Annotated in this window: 1 pseudogene; it reads left to right on the top strand. The window is 52.3% G+C overall.

Going from position 1 to position 300, the window contains the following annotated elements:
• Window positions 1–300: pseudogene (gene lacI, locus AC0L3J_RS37890) on the top strand (DNA-binding transcriptional repressor LacI); the annotation flags it as partial.

Here is a 300-nt window from a genome sequence, read left to right on the forward strand (position 1 = left end):
ATTGCTGTGGAAGCTGCCTGCACTAATGTTCCGGCGTTATTTCTTGATGTCTCTGACCAGACACCCATCAACAGTATTATTTTCTCCCATGAAGACGGTACGCGACTGGGCGTGGAGCATCTGGTCGCATTGGGTCACCAGCAAATCGCGCTGTTAGCGGGCCCATTAAGTTCTGTCTCGGCGCGTGTGCGTCTGGCTGGCTGGCATAAATATCTCACTCGCAATCAAATTCAGCCGATAGCGGAACGGGAAGGCGACTGGAGTGCCATGTCCGGTTTTCAACAAACCATGCAAATGCTG

The organism is Bradyrhizobium sp. Kon37 (assembly GCF_055807535.1).